Origin of the sequence: Methanothermobacter sp. KEPCO 2 (genome assembly GCF_041228365.1) — an archaeon.
Taxonomy (GTDB): domain Archaea; phylum Methanobacteriota; class Methanobacteria; order Methanobacteriales; family Methanothermobacteraceae; genus Methanothermobacter; species Methanothermobacter marburgensis.
In genome coordinates this window covers 1337713-1357308 of the sequence record NZ_CP166185.1, presented here as the reverse complement: position 1 = coordinate 1357308, position 19596 = coordinate 1337713, and the positions used below count along the sequence as shown (strand labels likewise).

The window sequence follows — 19596 nt, the reverse complement described above, 5'->3', positions numbered from 1 at the left end:
ATGAGGCAGTTTCTCATAACCCCTGCGGCGGGTAAACGCCTGATTGCCAGGGGAATGATTCGGCACCCCGAGGTGGAGAGGGTTCTTGAGGATGGAACCCTTGTTATAATTGCAGGGACAACCAATGGCTACATAGCAGAGGAGATCCTGGCAGAAATCGGTGAGGATGGATTTGATCGAAGGGGCTTTCACAGGGGTATAACGGTCCCCGCAAATATCAGCAGGGATGATATGGGTCGGATGGGCACAGATTTTCCAGGTGACGTTGTGATCAGAGATGGCAGATGGGAGCGTGGTCTTGAAATCTTTGATGTTGCAGACGAACTTGGAAGGGGAGACCTCATACTCAAGGGTGCCAACGCCCTCGACTATCAATCAGGAAGGGCCGCTGTCTACATAGGCCACCCAATGGGGGGCACGGTAATTGCTGCACTGCAGGCCGCTGTGGGGAGAAAAACAGGGCTTATAGTACCCGTGGGCCTTGAGAAGATAATACCCGGGGACCTTGATTCTATTGCACTCAAACTCAACTCAGCAGCTGCCGATGGGCCAGGCATGCTTCCCATACCCGGCAGGGTATTCACCGAGGTTGATGCCCTGGAACTTCTAACAGGCGCATCTGCAGAGCCGGTTGCAGCTGGAGGAGTCTGTGGTGCCGAGGGGGCATTTTACATACTGGTTGAGGGCAGTGAAAGGTCACTTGAACTTGCAGAGAGGATAGTTGGGGAAATTGCAGACGAACCACCCTACGCCAACATTTATAATAAAAAATAGTACAGGGCCCTGATTTTATTCAAATTCATAAAATTCTGTTTTATCTGGCAAGGATAAGAAAAAAATTCAATTAAGATGATGATGGGATGAATCTGGCAGGCCCTATTTTTTTGATACCCCTGAAAGTTCGATGATGTGACCGTATTCCCCTGGAAGCCTCCTTATCCTGTACCTGTATCCTGTGGAGGTCTCAAGGGCCGCTGCAGCGGTGTTTGCATAGGGGCAGGTGGATACTGTGACCCCATCGTCCTCAAGGGAGCGGCAGAAACCATAGAACCTGCAGTTTTTCACATCCATAACATGCTTCTCTCCTTCAGAGCACTCGATGGATGCCGCGAATCCATGGCTGAGGAAGTATTCTGCTGTTGATTTTACAGGATCCTCAGGGTCAATGATCTCTGCCAGGACGAAGCCCATCTCCCTTGTGACTCCCTGGGAACCATTGCCGAGGACCTTCCAGAGGCTCTCTGTGATGGCCCTGAACATGAGCATGAATGGCTGCTCAGGGGATGATGAATCGGTTGAGTGCTCAAACTCGTCTCTGCCCACACCACACTGGGGGCAGACCCAGCCATCCCCAAGTTCGCTGAAATCCCTGTCAGGGACCTGGTACTGGCATATCCTGCAGACGTACATCTCTATCCCTTGAAGTACCTCTCGAGAATGCCCCTGAGCATACGGGCATGCCTTCCCTCATCCCTTGAGCTCTCATGGAAGAAGTCACAGGCCTCATCAACACCACACTCTGTGGCCCTGAGGGCCGCTTCACCCTTTTCCCTGCTGGCAGCCTCTTCACCCTCAAGCATCATCTCGATGTTCTCCTTGAGGTTGTCTCTGATCACGCCATTGAGCTCTGCAAACCTGGCTGCATGCTCAGCCTCCTCGAGGGCTATGGTTCTGAGGGCCTCTGCCACCTCAGGGAGGCCTTCCCTCTGGGCCTGCCTCGCCATTGCAAGGTACATTCCAACCTCGGAGCATTCTCCCCTGAAGTTGGCATCAACCACCTTCTCGATCTCAGTATCCCTGCATATACCTGTCCTGTTTTCGTTCATGTCATTCACCTCCGGATTTCAGCTGCAAGTTTTCTCCCTGCCTCAAAGCAGGCGTCGAGTTCTTCACCTGTGGGCACGTAGTAGACTTCCTCCTCGCAGGTAACATCGAATCCCGCCTCTGCAAGAAGCTCCTTCATGGTGCCTGTGGCACCACCATTTCCACCCATTGACCCGAATACAAGGGCCTTCCTGGTGAGGGTTCTGTTGAATTTGAGGCCCCTGAGGTACATGAGGAGGTCTCCGACGCTTGGGTAGGGCTCGTCGTATATGGTGGGGGCTCCAAGTGCTATGGCGCCGCTTTCAAGTATGTCCTTCACGATTTCGCTCCGGTCATCCTCATGGAGGCAGTAGACCCTAACATCGACCCCCTCACTCATAGCTCCCTCTGCTATGGCATGGGCCATCTTCCTGGTTGAACCGTGCATGGTGTCGTAGATCACCGTGACCCTCTCATCCACAATGCCTGTGGCCCAGCCTGTGTAGGCCTCTATGATCTTCATGGGGTCTGTCCAGATCTGCCCATGGGATGGGGCGATCATCTGGATCCTTTCGAGTAGCCCAAGCTCCTTAACTTCATCGAATTTTTTGAGTACCAGCTTTGAGAGTGGGGTTATGAGGTTTGCATAGAACTTCCTGGCGGCATCCATGAGGATGTATTCTGGTATCTCCCTGTCAAGGCGCTGGGGGTAGCAGAGGTGCTGCCCGAAGGCGTCGTTTGAGAAGAGTATCCCATCCTCATCAAGTAGGGTGAACATGCTGTCTGGCCAGTGGAGCAGTGGGGCCTCCAGGAATGTCAGTGTCTTCCCGCCAAGATCGAGCACATCCCCTGTTTTCACGGTCCTGAACTCTGCTCCCCTGAGGGAGGGGTAGTGTTTCAGGAGCCCCTTAACAGCCACCTCTGTGCAGTAGATGGGGGCTTCAGGGAACCTTCTGTGGAGTTCCACCAGGACACCGCTGTGGTCCTTTTCAACGTGGTTCTGGATTATGTAGTCAACCCTGTCCATTCCCACCTGTTGCAGGGCGTCCTCAACCCTTGCCATGAGCTCATCAAAGGTGCCGGGGTAGGAGTTGTCTATCAGTGCAACCCCATCATGTCCACAGACAAGGTAGGCGTTGTATGTGGTGCCCTGCAGGGTGTATCCATGGTAGTTTCTAAGATCCCAGTCCAGGACTCCAGTCCAGTACACTCCATCGGATATTCTTTTTGCTGCGGCCTTCATATTATCACCGGATATTCAGTTCGTATGTCATCGAATGTACTATAACCTACGAACTAATATATAATTTTTTCTGTTCTATGGTAGTGAAACAATTTTATGGATGGTGAAACATAACTCTGCTCAATGAGGGAAAGACAGCAGTTCACAATATTCGCAACGGATAGGGGAATAGAGGTAATCGAGAGTCCCGTTAAATCACTCATACTATCGGAACTCATGAAGAGGGAACTCAGATTTCAGGATATAGTCAGAATAACCGGGAAATCCAAGTCCACGGTATCAAAGCACCTCTCGGATCTCAGAATGGCTGGCCTCATCGTTGAAAGGCCGGACCCTGCAGACAGGAGAATAAAGGTCTTCTCAATAAACTCAAGGTACCTGGGTAAACTCAGAAGAAAAAAGCGCGGAGAACTGGATGAGGAAAAAACAGAGTTTCTTGCAAAACACCTGACCTCAGTGGGGGACCCATTTGAGTTCTTCAGGCTGATGTTCCATGTGCTCCGGGTTGAACTCATAAAGGAGGGTATAAACATCGACCCAATTCTCCACGAGGTGGGATTGAAGATAGGGGAGGTCATATACCCCAGTTTAAGGGCAGAAAACCTCGAGGATCTCCTTGAAAACCTCAGAAGATTCTGGAGGATAAACCGGCTGGGGACACTCAAGGTGGAAAGCACTGATCCACTTATAATCAGGGCCTACGACTGCTTTGAATGCGGACTGCTTCCTGACATCGGGGAATCCGCCTGTGCCCTGGACTCAGGGATACTTGAGGCCGTCTTTGGCAGATACTTCAATTCTGATGTTGAAATACAGGAGACAGAATGCTATGCAAGGGGGATGAGAGGTGCTCATTCCTCATAAACCCATGAGGGTCCCGGTTCATGGCCAGGATACCCAGGAACCCCCACCAGGGCTTTCGATTAGATGCTCCCCCTGAACCTCACAATGGTCGTTGCAAGGTACCTCCCCTGTGACGGGAAGCCCCTCTCAACCACCTCATCATCCATGCTGCAGTTCTCCACAGATACGACATCCCTCTCCCGGGGGTCGGACTCCACAACCTCCCTGGCGCGCCTCCCATGACGTGAGGTCTTCATTATAACGCAGGCATCAACGTTTTCAATTATGTTCCTGAAGCGCTCATCAACCCTTGGCACCACAACAAGGATCTCATCCCCCTCCACGATAGCCGTGCCTGCACTTGCAGCACACGCTGTGAACGATGTCACACCAGGAACCATCTCTGTCTCAAAGCCCATATCCTCAATCCGCCTCTGAAGGTAACTGAAGGTGCTGTAGATGGAGGGGTCACCCAGGGTTATGAATGCAACATCCCTCCCTGAGGCAAGTTCCCCTGAAACCAGGCGGGCAGCCTCATCCCAGTGCCTTTCAAGTTCCCCCCTGTCATCTGTCATGGGAAATACAGGATCAATTACCCTGTAATCATCGTCACGTTCACTTAAAACATCCTTCACAATTGAAAGGGCTATGCTGTCCCTTTCAGATGACGAACGGGGAGCGCATATAACTGGAACTGATCTTAAAACCTTCAGGGCCCTTATGGTTAAAAGTTCACTGTCACCTGGCCCAACACCCACACCTATGAGTTTTCCATTCATTAGAAACACCTGATAATCATTCTGCAGTCAATGAATTTGTTTTCAGTGGCACTCTCTAAACTTATATAGTTCCTCACCCTTAAATAGACTCCATGGAAAACCCACTTTTCTGTCCCGACTGTGGAATGATGAGGGATAACTGCACATGCAGGGGCAGGGGGCGCCTTTCATTCTTCAGGAACATCATAAAATCCGATGAGAAATCAGATTCCATCAACGAGGACCTCCAGAAGAGGTATCCCCATATACCCGGCGAAATCATAGAGAACTTTCCCTTTCCCCAGCCAAGACCAGGGCAGCTTGATATCATAAACGACATCTACCAGGCACTTGAGGACGGCTACCGTTACGTTATACTGGAGGCAGGTACAGGCACTGGAAAGTCGGCAATAGCATGCACCCTCGCAGGGATCTACCAGCCTGCATACATACTCACAATGACAAAACAGCTCCAGGACCAGTATGCAAATGAATTCGGGTTTCCGGTTGTGAAGGGGAGGGGTAACTTCCTCTGCCGCAACGACGACCTTGAGTCAACCTGTGACATGGGAACCTGCCAGACAACCCCCTCATCAGAGAACTTCCACTGCCCCTACGGTGTTGTGAGGGGCGAAACACTCCTGGGTGAGGAGGCATTCCAGGACTCATATGGCAACAGGGTATTCTTCAGGACAGATGAGCACTGCCACTACTGGGAACAGAAGGCAGAGGCCATAAACAGCCCCATAACCCTCATGAACTATGACTACGCATTCCTTGAACTGAACTACGTGGGCCACTTTGACAGGAGGAATCTCATGATACTGGATGAGGCCCACAACATCGAGGATAAACTCATGAAGCGACTGGAGGTCACCATATCCAACAGGCGCCTCAGGAAGGACATTAAGAGGACAATACCCTCCAGTATGATGCAGGAGGATGACCCCGCCGAGTGGATCCTCCAGGTTGAGGCCATAGCCGACCACTACAGTGACCTTGAACTGGAATCACTGCCCAGGAAGAGGAGGGACAGGATAAAGAGGACCATCAAGAGGCTTTCGGAACTTAAAATGAGCCTTGAGGATGAACCAAAAAACTGGGTTATTGATTCCGACGGTGAATCGGTTTCATTCAAACCCCTCAGGGTCCACCACTATGCACATGACCGCCTCTTCTCCTACTCTGAGTCATGCCTCTTCATGAGCGCCACAATACTGAATGAGAGGCTCTTCTGCCAGTGGCTGGGCATAAAACCCGATGAGGCCTACATCGTAAGGGTCGACAGCCCATTCCCGGCATCAAGAAGACCCATAGAACTGAAGATCGCCGGGAAAATGTCAAGGAACCGGATAAAGCAGACGGCCCCGGAGACCATCCCAATACTGAACAGGATCCTTGAAAGGCACAGAAACGATAAGGGACTCATACATACACACAACTACCGCTGCCAGAGGTTCATAATGGAGAACATACCAAACAGGAGACTCATCGACCACAAGGCATCCAACAGGGAGGCCGTTCTAAGATACTTTGAGGACTCCACTGAACCACTGGTCCTTGTGAGTCCATCAATGAGTGAGGGCGTTGATCTACCCTATGATAAGTGCAGGTTCCAGGTGATCTACAAGATACCCTTCCCCTACCTTGGGGATAAGCAGGTGAACAGGAGGCAGAGGATGGACCAGAGGTGGTACGCCTACAAGACAATAATGACACTGATGCAGGCATATGGGCGTGGTATGAGGGCCCATGACGACTCATGCTACACCTACATACTGGACGGTAACATAGAGATGCTCTTCAGAAGCCCCCTCTACAGGTCGCTCCTCCCTGAGTTCTTCAAGGAGGCCATAGTCAATGAGTGATATATAAAAAGAAAAAAGTTTTTTTATTTTCCGGCTCCACCCCTTAGGAACCCGAAGGCCACGAGACCAGCAGCCACAAGGACGCCCACGATACCATAAACATACCATGATGATTCTCCGTCACTGGAAGATGATGTCGCATTCTTAACCTCATATGCCTTCTTACCTTCAACGGAGGACTCCTCTGAGGCTTCAGATGCAGCACTCTCACCAGCAGGTGAAGTACTGAGGTCAACACCCGGTGAGTAACCGGCATGGACACCTGTAACACCATGAGAACCTGAGGACACGCCACCAGTTGAGCCGCCTGTGGAGCCACCAGGAACACCTCCCTGGTTCCCACTCTGTGATCCGCCATTGTTCACAGGTATGAGGTCATCCAGAGTTCTTGCAGGTATTGAACGCAGGTAGGCGAGCGGGTTACCATTTGCACCACTCTGTATCACCCTCAGTTCGTCCTCTGTTATCCACTTCTCAACCTCCTTTGTGAGCACCATGGGAGATGTCATGTAAGCTGGTGTCTGGCCGCTGTAGAGCATTATGAAGGCGGCGGCCCATTTCTCGAACATGGCATTCCTTGTGGTGCAGTCACTGAGGTCAAACTGTGGCCATCTGAAGCTTATCATCACCGCCTTACCAACCTTCTTCACGGGGTCCCATAGTATGAGTATTCCCTCTTCACTTCCACCGGGGATCATGGGTGATTCAAGTTCATCCTGGAGAACCCTCTTCGCAAAGTATGTGCCCGTACCAGGGCTAACACCCATGAGATAGAGGAGGGCGTCGTCCTTGCAGTATATGCTTGTCCCGAACCACTGGTACTGCTGGCCAGCTTCCAGCGGATAGTTCTCAAAGGCATACTCTGTTATGAAGAAACCTGGCTGAACACCGGGGCAGACATGGTTGTGGAATAGGAACGTCACGAGCTGGTCGTAGGGGATGTCGTACTTCCATGCGTTTGCTATGCTCTCTATGCTGAAATATGAACTTCCAAATATCCTTGAATTTGCGGTGTCTCTTGCGGCGTCATTAAGGGCTGCAGGACCTATGTCGTTGACCCGTATACCATCCGGCGTGGCCCCTGCAGTGAGGGCACCTGTCGTGGGGTTGTAGGTTATGTATACTGAGTCCAGTGTTCTTCCATCGGCTCCCTTAAGGACGAATGTGAACCACAGGGGCTTGTAGAATGGGCTGTGGATCGGTAGCAGATTTTTCCTGCTGAGTCTTGAACCAAGGACCTCAAAGATTCCGTCATAACATGCATCTGTTGGCGTACCGTTGAGGTAGACGTAACCTGCCGATGTGAGGACGGCAATGTTGAGACTGTCCCTTTCAAGGTTCACACCCCTCTCAGCCATGAATATGTTCTTTGCCATCTCTGCAGCCATTTTTCCGATCTCCCTGAGCTCAGTGTAACTCACACCACCAGCTGATGTGGCGGGGGTTGCCCTGGTTGCATTTGGAAGATTGAGTCTGTTTATGTATTCCATGTCAAGGCCGTGGGTTTCGTTCACCTGGTTATAGTTGACCTCCCTTCCCGCAAGGTAGTAGTACTGATCGGCTGTGAGATTATCGAGCTCTTTAACTATGGTTACAAGTGATGTGGGGTTCTGTGTAACCTTTTTAACAAGCCAGGCATTGAATTTGAGTTCTGATACTGCTGTTGCACCTGTTTCCCTTTTGTAGAGGTCGATGAGTGCCTGCTGGTCAAACTTCATGACAACAAGGGTGCCCGTATTTGTCCTTGAGTTCCATCTTATGAAGCCAACCATACTCGCATCTGCACCAGTACCTGATGTATCAAAGCCAAGGTATGACCTCTTTCCAGGTGTATTGTCGAGTGCAAGTATGAGTGCGTCGTCATCTGATCCGCCTGGAACACCTATTGTTACATAGTTGGTGATTTCTATCGGGGAACCTGTTGACCAGTCCTGAAGTGGCGGGTAGTACATGTATAGCGTTTTGCTCATGGCATAGCCGCTGATTGTTCCAATACACATGTGACCGTGGAAAGCTGCCTGCTTGAGAAGGTCAGCGGGGGCTCCAACAGCCCATGCATTGGCAAGGCTTGCGAATGGGAAGGCGTCTTCCCCCAGCCTTGAGGTCAGGTTATTCCACTGGGTGATGGTCATGTTCTGGGAGACGGTTCCAAGATAAACAAGGGTGCTGTTCCTGTAAAAAGCCATAAGAAGGTCTTTGCCCTTTTTTATTATGAAGGCCGTGCAGAGTGGATCCACTGCTGTTCTCCTGAGGGTGAGTATGTTTGCCTTTCCATAACTGATAACGCCCCCTGCCCTGTTGAGTATGCCCTCTATCACGTCTTCGGTCGTCTTATTTCTGTATTTAACAAGACCTGCGGTTGTTATAACCAGGACTTCACTTCCTGATGTGAAGTTCAGGATTCTGTTGGCCCTCTCGGTCACATCTCTGCCAAGACGGTATGCTTCTGTTGCATTGAGCAGAAGGTTCAGGCTGGCGTAGTACCTTGTGTCTCTGGGATCCCTCGGGTTTAATGTGAGGTTGAGTCTTCTCTCTGCGGTTATGTATCCAGGGGCCCTCACCGTGAGTGTAAGATTTGCTGAGCTTATATTTGTGTGCTGGAATATCAGCTTTGTGTAGCCGCTTGATGGGTCGTAGGTTCTCGTGTAATTCAAACCAACCCCCGAGTCTGTGATCTCAAATGTTGGGTTTATTCTGGCTGTGTCATCGCTGTACTGGTAACTGACAAGTACGCCAACCTCACAGGTTGTGTTGTCTGCAGCCGCCACTGATCCTGTCATTAGGACCATCAGTAAGAGCACTGAGACCAGAAATAGCTCACGCATTTTTTCACCTCCATCCATTTTTCACTAAGAATATAATTTTACTACTATAAAAATTAATATTATTACTTTTTTTAAATTAATATAAGTATGAGTAATAATATTCTCTGGATCCAGCACAAACGTTTATATTTAGTGCGGTCTCCAGAGATAGAATGGGTGATAACATGGATTATAGTGACATAGTCAAATTTCATGGTCATTCCTGTGCAGGAACAGCCCTTGGATACATGGTTGGAAAGATCGTGGCAGAGAGATTTGGAAGATCAGAGGATGAGGAGATAGTGGCGGTTGTTGAGAACGACAGCTGCAGCATAGACTCCATCCAGTTCATGACAGGGTGCACATTCGGTAAGGGGAACCTGATATTCAGGGACCATGGAAAACATGTCTACACGTTCCTGAACAGAAAAACAGGGGAGGGAATAAGGATATCCCTTAAAAAGACCATTGATGAACTCATGGATGAAATGGGAGTTGCTGACAGGGCTGAAATGACAGACAGGATACTTGAAATGGACCCCCATGAACTCTTTGATGTCACCGATGTGGTGGAGGAGATTCCAGAGAAGGCGAGGATCTATGGATCGGTGAGATGCGCTGAATGTGGAGAACCGGTTTCAGAGCACAGGGCAAGAATAAAGAATGGTGAAATAGTCTGCATCCCATGTTTCAGGGGTTAAAATTTTATTTTTTATCATTAGGTTATATTCAGTTCACCAGATGATCATCCAGATATAAAAAAAACGTTAAATGGATTACCTGGTCTCAGCATTGGCTTCCCGGAATGTTTACTGGGGGAGGGCGCTGTTTAGAATGCTTCCTGTTTGCATGAGGATCAGTGAGAGGAAAAATGACCCTGCTGTGAACAGCAATGTCCACGAATTTAATGGAAAACCTCTAAGAGCCTGCAGCATGACCAGGATTGTGTAACAGGATACTGCTGATATTATCATGTTGGTCTTTTCTTCCGCAGGCTTACTGAAGCGTGCGATAACGAGTCCCGTGAAGATGGCCAATGCCAGGCCCAGAAGGAAACCTGAATTTCTGCTCAGCATCCAGGGAAAAAGGAGCAATATAACCCCAGCCATGAGTACATATGCACGTCGCACCTAAATCACCACCTATCAATGGGTAGGGAGCCCATTATGATGCATATCTATACCCCCTCGTGATGGTACCAGACCATTTAGCTTTCACTGTAATCCTGGAACCCATCGAAATCTACCCAAATATCTCCACAATGAAGCCACCCTTCTACCTCAACAATTGATATAAGTTAGGGCTTAGCATCCCAAAAAGGTACTCTATGTTTCTTTGTTTTTACTGCTGGTTCTTAGGAGGGTTTTCAGTTGAGGTGTGTTGATCAGGAGGAGTGTTGTCAGTAATATGATGGCAACATACCAGTTTAAGGTGTTTAGCGCTGGTTGAAGTACCAGTATGATGTAGAGGAGGAGTGCTGTTAGGACCGTCTCAACAAAAATTTTAAGCTGCCCTTTGTGCTGGTTTGAAGTTCTATAACCATAGAGGGAGAGCATGGTAAGCATCAAGAGAAAAACCATGAATTCTGAGGCTCCATGGACATCCAACACATAAAGGAATGAAATTACCATCAAAACCGTGAATAGGCCTAAAAACCTTCTTTCATCAAACATTTATAAAACCTCCTGAATAAGGAGGAATGGCGGTACTTTAGTACCACCACCCACAATGTGTACGATAATAACGCCCTTCTGAAGGTTCAAAGATGAGATAAAGGGCACCCGCTTTGCCCCAAGGACCCCCATACACTGTCCCGGCAACAGCAACCCAGTAATAAACCTTCCACCAGTTAAACTCCTCACCATGCCATTTACCCTTCTTCTTCAACCGATACTTTCAGTTTTTTTGCTTGCTGTATTTTAATGATGCTTTTTTCTCAATCTTTTGAATCAGTTACTGGTTTGATTATGGTTAACACTGTAAAGGCGATATATGCGATGGCGGTTACTGTAAGCGCGACGCATGTGGTGCCCACAACATTTTTGTTGATGGGTGTTTCTGTGAGGATGGCGTTTGTTAAACCTATGAGGTTGAATCCCAGTGTGAACAGGGCGCTGATCAGCAGTGTCCCGGTAAAGTCATGGTCATAGCATCCACCCGTGTCTATGATAACCCCCTTCAAACCAGTCATGAACAGTATAGCAATGACATCTAAAATGAGAATATAGGCTGCTGAATCAACAGGGTCCCCTGAGACAACATAGAAGAATGGGGCCAGCTCATCCCCCTGCAGCCACCCTGATAGAACTATAGCCGCAGTTATGGCAAAAACCGCCAGTAACGTTAATATAAACCTTTTATATTTCATAGTTTTTCCCCTCTTTTAAAAAATAATTGGTTTGGTGGTTAGTATTCTACATAATGTATGCAGTGATCACGCCCCACGTATGCTTTCACCTTCTTGTTTGGCGGATGATAAGCACAATATTTCCAGTATCTTTGAGGAACATATTTATCTCTGATTGTGATGATTGGATTACCCAGCCCATATAAAGTCACTGGAAGCCACCATAACCGCCCTTTAATCCTCTGCATTTCCTCGGTGCTTAGGATTTTTCCTGTGTTTATATGGGGCTCTGTTTCTGTTTGGTTTTCTGGGTTTGTCTGATTTTCTGTTTCTGTTGTGTTTTCAGTTGTTTCTGTTTGGTTGGTGGTTGTGAGAGTGTAGCATGTGTAGATTTTTTGGAATTCTTCCAGTGGTATTTCTATGTTTCCCTGTGTGGGGTCTGCGAGTTTAACGGTGTTGCTGGTGACTTCCCTGATGAGGGTGTAGTGTCCCTTGCCGTCGCTCACTGTATAGGCGATCATGTTCCCGCGGAGTTCAGTGATGTTGAGTTTCACTCCAATGAGGTTCACGCCTTTGGCCTTTTGCTGCTTTGATGAGTCCCTGCATTGTTGTTCCGTCTTCTGTGGTTTCGGCGAGGTCTGCGAGTTCGTCTTCGGTTGTGTTTATTCCGAGGTTCTGGAGTAGTGTGGCGAGTGCTGCCGGGCCGCAGGTGTAGTTCCTGGTCTGCATAACCACTCCTGTGGTGTCGGCTGTGATGTTATCGTCTATGGTGAACTCTGCTGGATCCGTGAAGTTCCCTTTAGGGTTATCTGCTGTGGATAGTTCCATGGGATCGGTGGGGTTGCTGCGGCCGCGGCAGCGTTAAAGGATACTGCGAGTGTGAAGAGGATCAGCAAACCCCAAAGACACGACTTTCTCATCCATTATCACCACCATAAATTGATAATAAATCTATAAGAAAAACTCATATATATTATGGTTCACTTTTAATGTATTATTCACGTTGATGGGAAAGGATTCTTCTGGGGGGTTGCTTTCTTGTCACCTGGTGATCATCGGGGTCATTGGTTTTTTCTGGTTTGTCTTCGGGAACCCTTTATATCCCTTTTTTCTGGTACAGGTTTGGGGATACTGTTAATTGGGCCAGGGTGTTGATGATTTATTTAATTTATTTTTTCATCCCCCTCTTTTTTGGGGTTCTTTTGTGTTTGAGGGCTGGGATGATGTTGATTATTCCGGCTGGGAGAATGGCTGACCATAGGCTCTCTATTGTGCCTTTGGTTAAACTGATATCCATGAGTGTTGAATAGGTGATACCTGTGATGTTGATGATGGCAAGGGATAGGAGACATGGTGGCCAGTTCTCCCCCCACCATGCCTTCAGGAGACTTAACAGGAGCAGATTGAGCAGCAGGTAAAACAGGGCTGTGTTCAGCCGCTGATAGATGAGTTGAAAGAGTCCGCTCGCCGGGATGCCCCCTGAGAATAGGATGAGAAGTGTTGATATGAAAACAATCACCATTCCAGCCATACTTACAAAATAACTCTCCTCTGATTTCATTAAAACCCACCATTTATCTATTATCTGTCGAGATGGTACCTGTGAACCCACCGGTATGCCTGGACATACCTCCTCTTAAACCCCGGGTTGATATTATCGCCATACCACTGAATCAGACCATAGACCGTATAATAGGCCCAGAAGACCCTTCATAAAATACCACCCACAAACTGCCAGCATTTACCTTTGATGTTCTGCATTTTCTCCTTGCTTGATGTTCTGATGTTTTCTGTGTTGCTGGTTGTCTGGATCTTCTTCTTAGGTTTCTGGGGCTGGTTTTTCCACAGGGCTGTTCGATTATTTAGGAATTATATAACACTGAAAGCCTTATATATTTATTAAATTAATATAGAATACGGTGATTATATGATATTAAAAAATTTTAAGAGGGAATCATTAATACCACTTCCGGTAGCATTCATATCAACCGTGAGTGGTGAGGGTATAAGAAATATAGCCCCCTATTCATGTCTGATGCCCATTCTCAGGCCATTTGACCTTATCTGTGTGGCATCAGCTAAGATGAGGGATACATATGTGAACATAATGGAGACAGAGGAGTTTGTTATAAATCTGCCAGGTGCAGACATGGTTGAGAAAGTAATCCCCACAGCATCCCATGTTCCCCCAGAGATTGATGAATTTGAACTGGCTGGTCTTGAAGAGAAACCATCAGCAAAGGTGACAGTGCCGGGAATCAGGGGATGCTATGCATGGATGGAATGCGAACTTCACAGAATTTATGAGGATACCTACATGGAGGTACCATATCTACTGATAGTAGGTAAGGTTGTGCATCTGGAGGTCGATGATCGTATATACAACAGGAATGATGGTTCATGGGATACAGAAGCAGCCAGACCATTGATGATGGTAGAATCGGATAGGGGGATGCATTTCTGCACAGTAACGGATCTTAAATATTTTGAACCTTATGGTGCAATGTTCCCCGATGGGAAGGATCCCCTTTCATGGATGTATAAGGAGGAAAGTCCATGAAGACATTTGAAGAAATGGATAAACCCCGCGTGCAGAAAATGCCAGGATTTAATGGTGAGAGACCCATTGAAGGGGTGGTGATAAAGGACCTCGTGACATTTTCAGATGAAAGAGGGTTTCTTATAGAGCTAATGCGTCTGGATGATCATGGAATGAAAGCGGCGGATATAAAACAGATAATAGCATCTTACTCATATCCGGGGATGGTTAAAGGGTGGCACATACATTCCAGGCAACAAGATCGTCTGATCTGTGTGCATGGAATGGTTAAACTGGCTCTTTATGACTACCGCAGGGATTCACCCACCTAGGTATAATAAATGAAATCTTTATGGGCGAAAGATACCCAAGAGCTGTTTACATACCTCCAGGGATATTTCATGGAACAAAGAATATTGGTACAGATATTGCTGTGGTCATAGGCATGCCGTCCCTTCTATATGATCCTGAAAACGTTGATGAAAGACGGCTGGACCCTAATGATAATGACTTGATACCCTATGAATGGGGCTGTAAAATGGAATAGACGACCTTATGAGTTTATAATTAACAGGTATAACGTCAGAACCAGATGAAATACGGACCCGGGGGGATTTGAACCCCCGACCTTGGGATCCGAAGTCCCACGTCATATTCCAGGCTAGACTACGGGCCCTACAGACACTTCTCTATTTAAACTTAAACATTTAAATATTTTCTCATAGCCGTACACCACCACAGATTTATAGAGGGTACCCTTTAGATATACATAAAGTTTCAGGAATCTTAATGGGCCAGTGGCGATTGAAATGCTTGCAAAGAGGATAATACCATGTCTTGACTGCGACCTCCAGGTGCCTCATGGCAGAGTCGTGAAGGGCGTTGAATTCAAGAGGATAAGATATGCGGGGGACCCTGTGGAACTCGCAACCCGCTACTACGAGGATGGTGCCGATGAGATAGTCTTCCTTGACATAACAGCATCCCATGAGAGAAGGGAGACCATGACCCATGTGATAGAGGCAACCACCGAGAACGTCTTCGTGCCCATATGTGTGGGGGGAGGCGTAAGGAAACCAGAGGACTACGTTAAGATGCTGAAGGCCGGCGCAGATAAGTGCTCAACAAACACGGCGGCAATAAAAAACCCTGAACTCATCAGTGAGGCATCAAAACTCGTGGGGTCCCAGGCATGTGTCGTGGCAATAGATGCCAAGAGGAGATACATTGAAAACCCCCGGGAATCAGATGAGAGATTCATAATAGAAGTTGATGACGGCTACTGCTGGTACGAGTGCAGCATATATGGGGGAAGGGAGTTCACAGGGATAGACGCCATAAACTGGGCAATGGAGTGCCAGGAGAGGGGGGCAGGGGAGATACTCCTCACATCCATGGACCGCGACGGCACAAAGGAGGGCTATGACATTCCACTCACAAGGACCATGAGCGAGAACCTGGACATACCTGTCATAGCATCAGGGGGAGTGGGAAACCCCCAGCACATATACGAGGCCTTCACAGATGGAAAGGCAGACGCGGCCCTCGCTGCAAGCATATTCCACTTCAACGAGTATCCGGTCCCCGCTGTGAAGGAGTACCTTCACTCAAGGGGTATCCCGGTCAGGCTACAGGAAAAGCGGGGTTAAACTATACATGGATATACCTGTAAGGGAATTTGACCTTGAACTGACCCAGGAGAGCGGCCAGACATCCCAGCCACCATGGAAAAGGGTTGATGGCGCCTTCAGGGAGCTCCTAATAATCGAGGGAGTGCCCTGCCCTGTTGAGCTGAGGGTTGAGGATGAAGTCCTCAGGGTGAACCCCTACTCTGACGTCCCCAGAAAACCTTTAAAGAAGAAGATAGAGTATATATTCGACCTTAAATTTGAAATTGAAGATTTATACACTTTTCTTGAGGATAAGGGGCTCTCAGACACCATTCAATCATCAAGGGGGCTGAGGCTATTCCTTGCAAAGGATCCATTTGAGTGCATAATCTCATCCATAGCCTCCGCCAACTGCTCCATTAAGAGATGGACGAGGGCAGTGGATGATATCAAAAGGGGATGGGGTGACTGCCACGTATTCAGGGGGGAGCGGTTCTACACCTTCCCATCTCCTGCCACCCTTGCAGGAGTTGAGGAGGAATCACTTGAGGACCTTCAGAGGCGCGAGGATAAACTACCCGATGATTTCAGGTTCACTGACCTCAGATCATGCGGGGTGGGCTACAGGGCCCCCTACATAAGGGAGACCTCAAGGATACTCTCTGAGGAACTTGATATCAGCAAAATCCACAGGATGGACTACCAGGATGCCAGGGAGGTCCTCCTTGAACTGCCAGGGGTCGGACCGAAGGTGGCTGACTGCATACTACTCTATGGGTTCAGGAAAACTGAGGCCTTCCCTGTTGATGTTTGGGTGAGAAGGATAATGAACCACATGTACCCTGATAGAAACTTCAGTGCCAGGGAAATTGCTGAATTTGCAGCCCGAGAGTACGGTGAAATGGCTGGTTACGTCCAGCTCTACCTCTTCAACCACGCAAGGAGGTCAGGGCTACTTGAAAAACTCAGGGGTTAATGATGAAGGGCAACCTGTGCCCGGGAACTTTAAGATGAAGGATGTTATTGATGAATTCAGGAGGGCCGCAGGGAAATCTTTCAGGGAACTCAGAAGGGTCCTGGATGAAAAATACTGCTGGAAGTGCCCCCAGCGGTCAACAAGGGACAGGATAGGCTGCAGGGAGGTTGAGGCATGGATGCGTCTCAGATCGGCCCTTGAGGAGGAACTCACAGAACAGGTAAAGGTCCTCGGCGAGACTTATCATGAAGGTGTACTCTTAAGGATCAGGGAGAAAACTGAGAAGCCCACCATTAAGATAATCAGGGATAAGGGGGGATACATAATCATCAGGGATAGCACCTCTGGCCTCAGGATGGGCCATGAAGTCATGGTTGGCTCCAGGATCCTCAGGGTTGAGGGACTGGATGGTGCCGCTGTCATAACCGGTGGGGGAAGGTACCCCCTTTATGAGGTGCGGGGCAGGGTCCTGGACAGGGTTCGACCAGGGCACCCATTCTACAGGTATATAAGGTCACTGGAGGGCCATGATGAATGATCTGAGGGAAAAACTTGAATCTGTCTCGTCTGTTAAGGAAGCCTCTGATATTGTCTTTGATGAAATAAAAATGAGAACAGGAAGCAGGTACTGCTATGTCGCCTACGTTGACCCTGAAAATGGGGACAGTGTGGGTATAAGGTTCTCCCACCTGACAGACTACTGCAGTTACTATGAGGAGATGGGCGAGGCAAGGTTCAGGCTCCCAAAAAGCGGGAGGTACGGCGGCCTCCTCGGGTACTCCCTTGATACAGGGGAGTCATTCTTCACCAACAACCCGGCGGGACACCCTGCAGCCCATGGGATACCTGAGGGACACATAAAGGTTTCAAGGTTCCTATCTCTGGCAGTGAAGGATGATGAGGGGATCCTAGGGCAGATAGTGGCAGCGGATCCCCCTGAAAATTACAATGAGGGTCACCTCAGGGTGGCTGAGAAGATCGCAGAGGCCTACGCAGGGGTCCTTAGAAGGTTCTACCGTGGCGAGATACCCCTCAGATAGAACCCTCTAGGGAATTCTCATTCGTCGTAGACCCTGACCTAGATGTCTTCATCCTAATCATCAATGAAATCGAAAATGGAATTCTCATTCGTCGTAGACCCTGACCTTCAGCATCCGGTCGCCCCTCTCTATTGATTCAACAACATCCATGCCCTTCACAACCCGCCCAAAGACGGTGTGAACCCCATCAAGGTGAGGCTGGGGGGAGAGTGTTATGAAGAACTGACTACCACCGGTGTCCCTCCCTGCATGGGCCATTGAAAGGGCCCCCTTCACGTGTTTATTGGGATTTATCTCACACTTTATGGTGTAACCTGGCCCACCGGTACCATCACCCACCGGGCAGCCACCCTGAATCACAAAGTCAGGTATTACCCGGTGGAATGTGAGTCCATCATAGAAGCCGGTGTTTGCAAGTTTCTCAAAATTGGCAACTGTATTCGGGGCATCCTCAGGGAAGAGGATGAGCTCTATTTCTCCCTTAAAGGTTTCAATAACAGCCCTTTTCATTTAACCACCATAACATACATATTTATTATCCATTTAGGTTCAAGATTAATATAAGTCCACCACATGTTTCGGTGATATCATGGATTCAGAGGAAGTAATTGAACTTGAAAAAAAATTTATCATGCAGACCTACACGCGGCAGCCCATTGTGCTCTCCCATGGCAAGGGCGCCACTGTATGGGATATTGATGGTAACTCCTACATTGACTGCTTTGCTGGTGTTGCTGTTAACAGCATTGGACATGCCCACCCAAAGGTTGCACTTGCAATCTGTCACCAGGCCCAGAGGCTCATCCACTCATCCAACATATACTATACCAGGGAGCAGGCGGAACTTGCAAAGCTCCTCACAGGTATATCCCCCCATGACAGGGTTTTCTTTGCAAACAGCGGTGCTGAGGCAAATGAGGGGGCCATAAAACTTGCGAGAAAGTTCACAGGAAAATCCGAGATAATAGCCACGGAGAACTCCTTCCATGGAAGGACCCTTGCAACTGTAACCGCCACGGGACAGAAGAAGTACAGCGAACCATTCAGGCCACTGCCAGAGGGATTCAAACATGTCCCCTACGGTGACCTGGGGGCAATGGCAGATGCCATAGGTGATGACACGGCAGCCATAATACTTGAACCCGTGCAGGGTGAGGGCGGGGTTATAGTCCCCCCTGAGGGCTACCTGCGGGACGTGGGGGAACTTGCAAGGCAGAATGATGTTCTCCTCATACTCGATGAGGTGCAGACAGGGTTTGGAAGGACCGGCGCCATGTTTGCATCGGAGCTGTTTGATGTGCGACCTGACATCACCACGGTTGCAAAGGCCATGGGTGGAGGATACCCCATAGGCGCCGTGCTTGCAGATGAAAGGGTTGCATCGGCATTCAAACCAGGGGACCATGGATCAACATTCGGGGGGAACCCGCTGGGGTGTGCAGCTGCCATAGCAACCATTGAGGTTTTGCTGGATGAGAAGCTACCTGAGAGGGCGGCCAAGATGGGTTCCTATTTCATGGCAAGGCTCAGGCGGGTTCTGCAGGGCTGTGATTCTGTGAGGGACATCCGTGGCGTGGGCCTCATGATCGGGATAGAACTTGATGGCGACTGCAGCAGGGTCGTTGACGAGGCAAGGGAGATGGGTGTGCTTATAAACTGCACTGCGGGTAACGTGATAAGGCTGGTTCCTCCACTTGTCATAAAGAAGGAGGAGATAGACGCAGCGGTCGATGTCCTCGGACAGGTCATCTCCTAGTTTCAGTAA

Annotated in this window: 25 protein-coding genes and 1 tRNA gene; 12 read left to right on the top strand and 14 right to left on the bottom strand. The window is 48.8% G+C overall.

From position 1 onward, the window contains the following. Window positions 1-774 carry a hypothetical protein gene (locus AB9H23_RS07305; RefSeq protein ID WP_370004637.1) on the top strand — a complete coding sequence of 258 codons (774 nt, stop codon included), beginning with the start codon at window positions 1-3 and terminating at the stop codon, window positions 772-774. A 102-nt stretch (window positions 775-876) separates the two neighbouring features. Here AB9H23_RS07305 and AB9H23_RS07300 read toward each other — a convergent pair whose 3' ends face one another. Genes AB9H23_RS07300 through AB9H23_RS07290 form a run of 3 tightly spaced genes read right to left on the bottom strand, consistent with a single transcriptional unit; the run spans window position 877 to window position 3046 of the window. Next, on the bottom strand, window positions 877-1410 hold the full coding sequence (locus tag AB9H23_RS07300; protein ID WP_321211265.1) for a rubredoxin: 534 nt from the start codon (window positions 1408-1410) through the stop codon (window positions 877-879). Window positions 1411-1412: 2 nt separating this feature from the next. Beyond that, the gene (locus tag AB9H23_RS07295) at window positions 1413-1826 is read right to left on the bottom strand and encodes a ferritin family protein (protein ID WP_370004636.1); all 414 of its coding nucleotides are present in this window, start codon (window positions 1824-1826) and stop codon (window positions 1413-1415) included. A gap of 5 nt (window positions 1827-1831) precedes the next feature. After that, complete coding sequence (locus tag AB9H23_RS07290) at window positions 1832-3046, bottom strand: FprA family A-type flavoprotein (protein WP_321211263.1); 1215 nt, start codon at window positions 3044-3046, stop codon at window positions 1832-1834. Window positions 3047-3169: 123 nt separating this feature from the next. Between AB9H23_RS07290 and AB9H23_RS07285 the strand changes: the two genes are divergently transcribed. After that, entirely contained in the window at window positions 3170-3910 is a 741-nt protein-coding gene (locus AB9H23_RS07285) for a V4R domain-containing protein (RefSeq protein WP_370004635.1), read from the top strand. Between the two features lie 59 nt (window positions 3911-3969). On the opposite strand, the gene cobI is transcribed toward AB9H23_RS07285, so the two are convergent. Beyond that, a complete protein-coding gene (gene cobI, locus AB9H23_RS07280) occupies window positions 3970-4668 on the bottom strand; it encodes a precorrin-2 C(20)-methyltransferase (RefSeq protein WP_321211261.1) in 699 nt (232 codons plus the stop codon). 92 nt (window positions 4669-4760) lie between these two features. On the opposite strand from cobI, the gene AB9H23_RS07275 reads away from it, so the two are divergent. Continuing rightward, a complete protein-coding gene (locus AB9H23_RS07275; protein ID WP_321211260.1) occupies window positions 4761-6515 on the top strand; it encodes an ATP-dependent DNA helicase in 1755 nt (584 codons plus the stop codon). Window positions 6516-6538: 23 nt separating this feature from the next. On the opposite strand, the gene AB9H23_RS07270 is transcribed toward AB9H23_RS07275, so the two are convergent. After that, a complete protein-coding gene (locus tag AB9H23_RS07270; RefSeq protein WP_370004633.1) occupies window positions 6539-9340 on the bottom strand; it encodes an FmdE family protein in 2802 nt (933 codons plus the stop codon). Between the two features lie 164 nt (window positions 9341-9504). On the opposite strand from AB9H23_RS07270, the gene AB9H23_RS07265 reads away from it, so the two are divergent. After that, the gene (locus tag AB9H23_RS07265; protein ID WP_370004632.1) at window positions 9505-10020 is read left to right on the top strand and encodes an FmdE family protein; all 516 of its coding nucleotides are present in this window, start codon (window positions 9505-9507) and stop codon (window positions 10018-10020) included. 108 nt (window positions 10021-10128) lie between these two features. Here the strand turns inward: AB9H23_RS07265 and AB9H23_RS07260 are convergent, their stop codons facing one another. From AB9H23_RS07260 to AB9H23_RS07230, 7 genes are all read right to left on the bottom strand, one after another. Continuing rightward, window positions 10129-10449, bottom strand: coding sequence for a hypothetical protein (locus AB9H23_RS07260; protein ID WP_370004631.1), 321 nt, complete (start codon window positions 10447-10449; stop codon window positions 10129-10131). A 195-nt stretch (window positions 10450-10644) separates the two neighbouring features. Then, window positions 10645-10992: a hypothetical protein gene (locus AB9H23_RS07255; protein ID WP_370004630.1), complete on the bottom strand. Its 348-nt coding sequence runs from the start codon at window positions 10990-10992 to the stop codon at window positions 10645-10647. A 263-nt stretch (window positions 10993-11255) separates the two neighbouring features. Next, the gene (locus tag AB9H23_RS07250) at window positions 11256-11687 is read right to left on the bottom strand and encodes a hypothetical protein (RefSeq protein WP_321211256.1); all 432 of its coding nucleotides are present in this window, start codon (window positions 11685-11687) and stop codon (window positions 11256-11258) included. 38 nt (window positions 11688-11725) lie between these two features. Then, the gene (locus tag AB9H23_RS07245) at window positions 11726-12220 is read right to left on the bottom strand and encodes a cysteine peptidase family C39 domain-containing protein (protein ID WP_370004629.1); all 495 of its coding nucleotides are present in this window, start codon (window positions 12218-12220) and stop codon (window positions 11726-11728) included. Beyond that, complete coding sequence (locus AB9H23_RS07240) at window positions 12201-12395, bottom strand: cysteine peptidase family C39 domain-containing protein (RefSeq protein ID WP_321211254.1); 195 nt, start codon at window positions 12393-12395, stop codon at window positions 12201-12203. The genes AB9H23_RS07245 and AB9H23_RS07240 overlap by 20 nt, the downstream gene beginning before the upstream one ends. Before the next feature lie 35 nt (window positions 12396-12430). Continuing rightward, a complete protein-coding gene (locus AB9H23_RS07235; protein ID WP_321211253.1) occupies window positions 12431-12586 on the bottom strand; it encodes a hypothetical protein in 156 nt (51 codons plus the stop codon). A gap of 248 nt (window positions 12587-12834) precedes the next feature. After that, window positions 12835-13227, bottom strand: a complete 393-nt coding sequence (locus tag AB9H23_RS07230) for a hypothetical protein (RefSeq protein WP_321211252.1) — start codon at window positions 13225-13227, stop codon at window positions 12835-12837. Window positions 13228-13593: 366 nt separating this feature from the next. On the opposite strand from AB9H23_RS07230, the gene AB9H23_RS07225 reads away from it, so the two are divergent. Genes AB9H23_RS07225 through AB9H23_RS07215 form a run of 3 tightly spaced genes read left to right on the top strand, consistent with a single transcriptional unit; the run spans window position 13594 to window position 14752 of the window. Then, a complete protein-coding gene (locus AB9H23_RS07225; RefSeq protein WP_321211251.1) occupies window positions 13594-14226 on the top strand; it encodes a flavin reductase family protein in 633 nt (210 codons plus the stop codon). Then, window positions 14223-14537: a dTDP-4-dehydrorhamnose 3,5-epimerase family protein gene (locus AB9H23_RS07220; RefSeq protein ID WP_321211250.1), complete on the top strand. Its 315-nt coding sequence runs from the start codon at window positions 14223-14225 to the stop codon at window positions 14535-14537. Before AB9H23_RS07225 ends, AB9H23_RS07220 begins: the two co-directional genes overlap by 4 nt. 20 nt (window positions 14538-14557) lie before the next feature. Further along, window positions 14558-14752: a polysaccharide biosynthesis protein gene (locus AB9H23_RS07215; RefSeq protein WP_321211249.1), complete on the top strand. Its 195-nt coding sequence runs from the start codon at window positions 14558-14560 to the stop codon at window positions 14750-14752. 53 nt (window positions 14753-14805) lie between these two features. Here AB9H23_RS07215 and AB9H23_RS07210 read toward each other — a convergent pair. Continuing rightward, a tRNA-Arg gene (locus AB9H23_RS07210) sits at window positions 14806-14881 on the bottom strand. Between the two features lie 133 nt (window positions 14882-15014). Here AB9H23_RS07210 and hisF point away from each other — a divergent pair. From hisF to AB9H23_RS07190, 4 genes are read left to right on the top strand one after another with little or no spacing between them, the layout of a single operon-like run. Beyond that, on the top strand, window positions 15015-15854 hold the full coding sequence (gene hisF / locus AB9H23_RS07205) for an imidazole glycerol phosphate synthase subunit HisF (protein ID WP_237779488.1): 840 nt from the start codon (window positions 15015-15017) through the stop codon (window positions 15852-15854). A 7-nt stretch (window positions 15855-15861) separates the two neighbouring features. Then, the gene (locus tag AB9H23_RS07200) at window positions 15862-16791 is read left to right on the top strand and encodes a DNA glycosylase (protein WP_370004628.1); all 930 of its coding nucleotides are present in this window, start codon (window positions 15862-15864) and stop codon (window positions 16789-16791) included. A 34-nt stretch (window positions 16792-16825) separates the two neighbouring features. After that, window positions 16826-17329, top strand: a complete 504-nt coding sequence (locus AB9H23_RS07195) for a hypothetical protein (RefSeq protein WP_321211247.1) — start codon at window positions 16826-16828, stop codon at window positions 17327-17329. After that, window positions 17322-17831 (top strand): GAF domain-containing protein, encoded by a 510-nt coding sequence (locus tag AB9H23_RS07190; protein ID WP_321211246.1) that lies wholly within the window; start codon window positions 17322-17324, stop codon window positions 17829-17831. The genes AB9H23_RS07195 and AB9H23_RS07190 overlap by 8 nt, the downstream gene beginning before the upstream one ends. An 84-nt stretch (window positions 17832-17915) precedes the next feature. On the opposite strand, the gene AB9H23_RS07185 is transcribed toward AB9H23_RS07190, so the two are convergent. Beyond that, window positions 17916-18341 (bottom strand): peptidylprolyl isomerase, encoded by a 426-nt coding sequence (locus AB9H23_RS07185; protein ID WP_321211245.1) that lies wholly within the window; start codon window positions 18339-18341, stop codon window positions 17916-17918. A 79-nt stretch (window positions 18342-18420) separates the two neighbouring features. On the opposite strand from AB9H23_RS07185, the gene AB9H23_RS07180 reads away from it, so the two are divergent. Further along, entirely contained in the window at window positions 18421-19587 is a 1167-nt protein-coding gene (locus AB9H23_RS07180; RefSeq protein WP_321211244.1) for an acetylornithine transaminase, read from the top strand. Window positions 19588-19596: the final 9 nt, after the last annotated feature.